Genomic DNA, 5,581 nt, shown 5'->3' on the forward strand with positions numbered 1-5,581 from the left:
GGGCCGGTCCGGCTGCCGCGGGAGCAGCGACTGCAGCGGGGCGACCTCTTCGTCTATGGCGTCGAAGACCGAGGACACCTCCTGTTTGACGTCGCCGAGCTGGACGGGGAGCTTGTCGCTGAGCGAGCTCCACGCCTCGCGGTGGGACCGGGAGAAGGCGTCCAGCGCCTGGATGGGGCCCAGGGAGTCCGGGTCGGCCTGGTAGGCCGCGTGCAGCAGCCGGTGGCCCTCGGTGACGTCGTGCCGCATCCCGGACAGGGTGCGGCGGATCTCGCCGATGGACTCGTGGTCCAGGTGTCCGCCCCGGCCGCGCTCCAGCAGCCGGCGGACCTCGCCGAGCCGGGTGGAGGCCTGGTCGAGGTAGGTCTGGCCGCGCTGGTCGTCGCCGTCGGTCAGGTAGTTGAGCTTGAAGTCCTCGATGCCGCGTTTCAGGCCGTACAGCGAGTCGCCGGGCAGGGCGTCGGAGCTGGCGGCGGCGACCCCGCCGAAGGCCCCGGCGGCCACCCCGACGCTGAGCCCGCCGGCCGCGAGTCCCTTGGTCAGCCTGGTGCGCGGGCGGAGCTTGCCGAGCGGGCCCGCCCGGTGCTCGCCCCTCGCCCGGTGGGAACGCTGTTCCGGTACGGACGTGTCCGCCGCCCCGGTCCCCTCCTGGAGCATGGCCTCCATCGCGGCCACCAGCTGGGCCCGCTGGACGGCCTTGACCTCCGGGTCGAGCTGCGGCCTGGGCAGCGCGCCGAGTCCCGCCGCCAGGGCCAGCAGCTCGCCCTGTCCGGTCGGTTCCTCGGCGGTCGGCGGGGAACCCGCCGGGTCTTCGGACTGCTCGGCCGCCGTGTCCCGGTCGGACTGCTCCTCCAGGGCCTGGGCGAAGGCGTTCGCCCGCCGGTGCGCCGATACGTTCGCGATCACTGGCGGCACCTCCTCTCGTCATGACGGTCGACTCCCCAGGGGGTCCTGAGGGTTGCACGCCCACGGCCGGGTCCCCTGATCGGGTGATCAGGGAGGGCCGGGACGTGACCACAGGGAGCCTGTATCCCGCACAACGACTGGCGCGGCACTTGGGTTACGGACGGCGGGCGGGCGGTTCGGAAAGGCAACGCGCTTTGACGGAGCGTGAGTTGAGGGTCGCCCTCCGTCGTCCCGCTCAGCGGGCGTCGTCGGGCAGCAGCCGGGCGAGGGTGCGCACGGCGCGGTACTGGAGGGTCTTGATGGCGCCCTCGTTCTTGCCCATGACCCGGGCGGTCTCGGCGACCGAGAGGCCCTGGAGGAAGCGCAGCGTCACGCACTCCTGCTGCTGCGGGTTGAGCCGCCGTACGGCGTCCAGCAGGGCGGCGTTGGACAGGGACTCCAGGACGGAGTCCTCGGGGGAGCGCTCGACCTCGTTGGCGTCGAGCATCTCGCCGGTGGTGACCTCCAGGCGGAAGCGGCTGGACTTGAAGTGGTCGGCGACCAGGTTCCGGGCGATGGTGACCAGCCAGGCGCCGAAGTCGCGGCCCTGCCAGGTGAAGGTGCCGATCCTGCGCAGGGCCCGCAGAAAGGTCTCGCTGGTGAGGTCCTCGGCGGTGGCCCGGCCGCCGACGCGGTAGTAGATGTACCGGTAGACGGTGTCGCTGTACTGGTCGTAGAGGCGCCCGAAGGCCTCGGCCTCGCCGGACTGGGCGCGTTCGACGAGGTCCATCATGCGGGCGCTGTCGCTGTCGGCGGCCGGCCGGCGGGCGGTGGCCGCGCCGGTGGCGCGGCCCCTTCTGCCGACGGCGGCGCCGCCGTCGGCCAGTGCGTAGCACGGGCCCGCGGGCGCGGCGGCTGCGAAGGCGGGGACGGCGTACGCGGTGGGGACGAAGCCGCGCAGTGTTTCCTTGACCGTCGCGACCGTTGCGCGCAGCGTAGCCAGGCCCGAGGCGTCAACCCCGACGTGTGGGTACACGGGACTCCCAGAGGCAGAGCTTCCATCACGTGCAGTGCGGGACCGTTCACCCGTCGTAGCGACGGAGGGGTTCCGGTTTGCGTCTGAGGAGAATAACGCTTCGTGCAGGCGCTGCTACACCGAGTTGCTCAAATCGTCGATTGCGTCTCTTCTGTTGCCCTTTGATGCCGAGTCAAGTTACTGAACTTGATCGGTTGTTGATCGGAAAGAGGCGTGTTTCGGTGAAGTACGCGACGTGTTGAAATGGCCGCGGCACAATCGTGCGCGCGGACGGGAGTTCCCGCGGCCGGTTGGCGGCCGTCTGCGGCCGCCGGCGGCTACCGGCGGCGGCGGCTCAGGGCGATCGCGGCCGCGGTGCCGCCCGCGACCGCGCCGACGCCCGCGGCGGCCGGGATGCCGACCTTCGCCGCCTTGCGGCCCGTGCGGTAGTCCCGCAGCCGCCAGTCCTGTTCGCGGGCGTGCCGGCGCAGCTTGGCGTCCGGGTTGATGGCGTAGGGGTGGCCGACCAGGGACAGCATCGGGATGTCGTTGTGGCTGTCGCTGTAGGCGGCGCAGCGGGCGAGGTCCAGCCCCTCGGCGGCGGCCAGCGCGCGCACCGCCTCCGCCTTGGCGGGCCCGTGCAGCGGCTCGCCGACCAGCCGTCCGGTGTAGACGCCGTCGACCGACTCGGCCACCGTGCCGAGGGCGCCGGTCAGGCCGAGGCGGCGCGCGATCACCTGGGCGATCTCCACCGGGGCCGCGGTGACCAGCCACACCTTCTGGCCCGCGTCCAGATGGGCCTGGGCCAGGGCGCGGGTGCCGGGCCAGATGCGGTCGGCCATGTACTCGTCGTAGATCTCCTCGCCGATCGACTCGAGCTCGGCGACCCGGTGGCCCTTGACGATGGACAGCGCCGAGTCGCGGGCGTCCTGCATGTGCTCGGGGTCCTCGACGCCGGCCAGCCGGAACCAGGCCTGCTGCCAGGCGAACCGGGCGAGGTCGCGGGTCTCGAAGAACTTCCGCTTGTACAGCCCGCGGCCGAAGTGGAAGAGTGCGGCGCCCTGCATCACCGTGTTGTCCAGGTCGAAGAAGGCGGCGGCCTTGTCGTCGCCGATCACCGGGAACTCCGGTTCCTCGGGCGTGGCGGTCTCCTGCGAGGACTTGCGGGCGGCCTCCGCCGAAGCCTCGCCTGCCAACACGCTCCGCGCCGTGGCGGAGCGCCTACGGGGAGTGAGCCATCCGAGAGCGGCCATGACGCGAGCATAGCCACTGGGTCCGAAGGTTCCGGAGTCGAGAGGTTGGCGTGGTGTGAACGCCGGGCGAAGGGGGAGCCGGGGCGCGCGAGAATGGCCGGTATGAGTCCGCTCTTCCGACGCAAGGCAGAGCCGCGAGCGCGGCTGGTGACCCTGATCCGCAAGCCCGGCTGCCACCTGTGCGACGACGCGCAGGCGGTGGTCGGGAAGGTGTGCGGCGATCTCGGAGTTCCGTGGGAGACCAAGGACATCACCGAGGACCGGGAGCTGCATGACCGCTACTGGGAGCAGATCCCCGTCGTCCTGGTCGACGGCGAGCAGCACACCTTCTGGCGCGTGAACGAGGAGCGGCTGCGCCGGGCACTGACCGACTAGTCCAAACCGGTCGGAAAGTCGCTTAGGATCGACGGCGGTTTGGTCTCGGGGGCGGGATTCGTGAGGAGAGTGTGCGGTTTTGCCCCCAGTAACGAAGGAACGGCGGCGCGTGTGCGCTGGTTCCCGCTCCGGGCGTGAATACGGCGTGACCCCGGTCACTTCTGCCGGGCAAATCGGACACCATCTTTGTGCACGCGTTCACAAAGACATAGCCTGCTGTCGACGGGGCGGTCTGGGGACGTGTGACCGCCTACAGCCCCGCTCTACCCGCAGGAGCACCGTGGCAACTGGCCGAACACACCGACCGGCGACCCGTAGCCGAGGGATTCCCGAGGCCACCGTCGCCCGGCTTCCGCTGTACCTCCGAGCCCTGACCGCACTGTCGGAGCGCTCGGTCCCCACGGTCTCCTCCGAGGAGCTGGCCGCGGCGGCGGGGGTCAACTCCGCCAAGCTGCGCAAGGATTTCTCGTACCTGGGCTCCTACGGAACGCGTGGCGTCGGCTACGACGTGGAGTATCTCGTCTACCAGATCTCCCGCGAACTCGGCCTGACCCAGGACTGGCCGGTTGTGATCGTCGGCATCGGCAACCTCGGCGCCGCCCTGGCCAACTACGGCGGCTTCGCCTCCCGTGGCTTCCGGGTCGCCGCGCTGATCGACGCCGACCCGGCGATGGCCGGCAAGCCGGTCGCGGGCATCCCGGTGCAGCACACCGACGACCTCGAGAAGATCATCAAGGACAACGGGGTCTCCATCGGTGTCATCGCCACCCCGGCCGGCGCCGCCCAGCAGGTCTGCGACCGGCTCGTGGCCGCCGGTGTGACCTCCATCCTGAACTTCGCGCCGACCGTGCTGTCCGTCCCGGACGGCGTGGACGTGCGCAAGGTCGACCTCTCCATCGAGCTGCAGATCCTCGCCTTCCACGAGCAGCGCAAGGCCGGTGAGGAGACCGCCGCGGGCGACGGCGCCCTGCCCGCCGCCACCCCCCGCGCGGCCTCCGCCGACCAGGGACCCGACGGGGACGTCCCCGCCGTGATGCCGGCATGAGCCTCCTCGTCGTAGGCCTCAGCCACCGCAGTGCCCCGGTCAGCGTGCTGGAGCGGGCCGCGCTGAGCGCGGACGCCCAGACCAAGCTGCTCCAGGACACCGTCGCCGCCGAGCCCGCCACCGAGGCCGCGGTGCTCGCCACCTGCAACCGCATCGAGCTGTACGCCGACGTGGACAAGTTCCACGCCGGTGTCGCCGAGCTGTCCACGCTGCTCGCCCAGCACAGCGGGGTCGGCCTGGAGGAACTGACGCCGTACCTCTACGTGCACTACGAGGACCGGGCCGTCCACCACCTGTTCTCGGTGGCCTGCGGGCTGGACTCGATGGTGGTCGGCGAGGGCCAGATCCTCGGCCAGATCAAGGACTCCCTGGCCCGCGCCCAGGAGCTGCACACCGCCGGCAAGCTGCTGAACGACCTGTTCCAGCAGGCCCTGCGGGTCGGCAAGCGCGCCCACTCCGAGACCGGCATCGACCGCGCCGGCCAGTCCCTGGTCACCTTCGGCCTCGAGCAGCTGGCCCTGGGTGCGGCCGTGCCCGACTGGGCCCGCGGCAAGAAGGCGCTGGTCATCGGCGCCGGATCGATGTCGTCCCTGGCCGCCGCCACGCTGGCGCGCGCCGGGGTGGCCGAGGTCGTCGTCGCCAACCGCACCTTCGAGCGCGCCGAGCGGCTCGCCCGGATCCTGCTGGAGGCCGACGACAACACGGTCACCGCCCGCGCGGTGCCGATGGACGCGGTCGCCGACGAACTGACACGTGCCGACGTCGTCGTCTCCTGTACCGGGGCGACGGGCCTGGTGCTCACGGCGGAGTCGGTCGCGCACGCGGTCGAGGGCCGCACCGGACACCCCGTCGCCGACAGCGGCTTCACGGCCGAGAAGCCGGCGGCCCCGCAGCGCCACACCGGCCTCGGCGCCGACGACAACTGCCCGCTGGACCTGGCCGCCGTACAGCCCGGCTTCTCCGTCATGGGCGAGGCCGCCGTGGCCGGCATGGACGCGGCCACCCTGG

Annotated in this window: 6 protein-coding genes; 3 read left to right on the forward strand and 3 right to left on the reverse strand. The window is 71.7% G+C overall.

Annotated features, from left to right (window positions below):
• The 3 genes from H5J33_RS21655 to H5J33_RS21665 all read right to left on the reverse strand — a co-directional run.
• A partial coding sequence (locus H5J33_RS21655; RefSeq protein WP_181796581.1) for a DUF5667 domain-containing protein occupies positions 1-906 on the reverse strand: 906 nt, incomplete at its 3' end.
• Positions 907-1,141: 235 nt separating this feature from the next.
• Positions 1,142-1,921, reverse strand: a complete 780-nt coding sequence (locus H5J33_RS21660) for an ECF subfamily RNA polymerase sigma factor, BldN family (protein WP_030794547.1) — start codon at positions 1,919-1,921, stop codon at positions 1,142-1,144.
• Between the two features lie 317 nt (positions 1,922-2,238).
• Entirely contained in the window at positions 2,239-3,153 is a 915-nt protein-coding gene (locus H5J33_RS21665; RefSeq protein WP_181796582.1) for an HAD family phosphatase, read from the reverse strand.
• Positions 3,154-3,246: 93 nt separating this feature from the next.
• Here H5J33_RS21665 and H5J33_RS21670 point away from each other — a divergent pair, with 93 nt between their 5' ends.
• The 3 genes from H5J33_RS21670 to H5J33_RS21680 all read left to right on the forward strand — a co-directional run.
• The gene (locus H5J33_RS21670; RefSeq protein WP_181796583.1) at positions 3,247-3,528 is read left to right on the forward strand and encodes a glutaredoxin family protein; all 282 of its coding nucleotides are present in this window, start codon (positions 3,247-3,249) and stop codon (positions 3,526-3,528) included.
• 280 nt (positions 3,529-3,808) lie between these two features.
• Complete coding sequence (locus H5J33_RS21675) at positions 3,809-4,573, forward strand: redox-sensing transcriptional repressor Rex (protein ID WP_181796584.1); 765 nt, start codon at positions 3,809-3,811, stop codon at positions 4,571-4,573.
• Positions 4,570-5,581, forward strand: a 1,012-nt coding sequence (locus H5J33_RS21680) for a glutamyl-tRNA reductase (protein WP_181796585.1), incomplete at its 3' end; no start/stop codon positions are given. The genes H5J33_RS21675 and H5J33_RS21680, both read left to right, overlap by 4 nt.

The sequence above is a fragment of the Streptomyces sp. WELS2 genome (genome assembly GCF_013870595.1).
GTDB lineage: Bacteria > Actinomycetota > Actinomycetes > Streptomycetales > Streptomycetaceae > Streptomyces.

Coding starts and splice junctions, on each gene's coding strand:
- H5J33_RS21665 (WP_181796582.1), bottom strand. CDS start 3,153: ATGGCCGCTCTCGGATGGCTCACTCCCCGTAGGCGCTCCGCCACGGCG.
- H5J33_RS21670 (WP_181796583.1), top strand. CDS start 3,247: ATGGCCGGTATGAGTCCGCTCTTCCGACGCAAGGCAGAGCCGCGAGCG.